Consider the following 1281-nt stretch of genomic DNA (forward strand, 5'->3'; position numbering starts at 1 on the left):
ATATTCATACAATTACGTGTATCAAATATAATAGCCTTTCTTGCGTTATCAATAATGACTTGTTCATCTATTTGTTTAAACTCATTATGGTCTGTTAGTACTAAAATACATTCTGCATTTTTTACAGCATTCTCTAGACTATATAAATTAAAATGGACCTGATTTTCATGAACATGAGGATCATGTACAGCAACTTCATAACCCTGTTCTTTAAGTAAATCTACAATTGTCATAGCTGGACTTTCTCTGACATCATCGATATTACCTTTATATGTAATTCCTAAAACTGCAACTTTTGCATTTTTATCTGGAATAATTTTTGCTAATTGTTCTACAACAAATACAGGCATAGAATTATTTATAAAGCGCGCATTAGAAATTAATTGAGACTCTTCGGGTGCCTTTTCAATAATAAAATACGGGTCCACTGCTAAACAATGTCCTCCAACCCCTGGTCCTGGAAGATGTAAATTTACTCGAGGATGATGGTTAGCTAATTTAATAACTTCTAAAGCATTTACGCCAAGTTTTTCAGAGATTTTTGCTAATTCATTTGCTAATGCAATATTTACATCGCGGAATGTGTTTTCCATAAGCTTAGACATTTCTGCTGTTACAGCAGTAGTTTCAAGGATTTCTCCTTTTACAAAACAACCGTAAACTTCGGCTGCTTTTTGCGTAGATTTTTTATTAATCCCACCAACTATTCTTGTATTCTCTACTAATTCAATTAAAATACGTCCAGGTAACACACGTTCCGGACAATGTGCAAGGTAAATTTCTTCCCCTACTTTCCATCCCTGTTCCTCAATAATTGGAGCCACTATATCATCAATAGTTCTTGGTGGAATCGTAGATTCTACAATTACAATACTTTCCTTCTGTAAGAATGGTAAAATAGACTTAGTAGCTTCTACGACATAGTCTAAATTTGCAGTATGATCAGCATTGTGTGGTGTAGGAACAGCAATAATAAACACATCGGCTTTGGTTGGTTCTACACTAGCGCTCAATTTCCCCTTTTCTACTACATCTTTAACTAATTCTCCTAATCCAACCTCTTCAATATGAACTTTACCTTGATTAATCATTTCAATTGCAACAGGGTTTACATCTACCCCTATAACATCATATCCCGCTTTTGCAAAAATAGCTGAAGTTGGTAAACCAATGTAACCTAAACCTACCACACAAACTTTCTTATTCATTTTCACCAATCCTTATCTTTTTATTATTTAGCTCATATATTAAAATTATAATAAATATAAAATCATACAAACT

1 protein-coding gene is annotated in these 1281 nt (G+C 33.0%); it reads right to left on the reverse strand.

From position 1 onward, the window contains the following. A partial coding sequence (locus ABWK52_RS26645) for a nucleotide sugar dehydrogenase (protein WP_353772253.1) occupies positions 1-1208 on the reverse strand: 1208 nt, incomplete at its 3' end. Positions 1209-1281: the final 73 nt, after the last annotated feature.

Origin of the sequence: Bacillus sp. AP50 (assembly GCF_040492675.1) — a bacterium.
GTDB classification, from domain to species: Bacteria; Bacillota; Bacilli; order Bacillales; family Bacillaceae_G; genus Bacillus_A; species Bacillus_A cereus.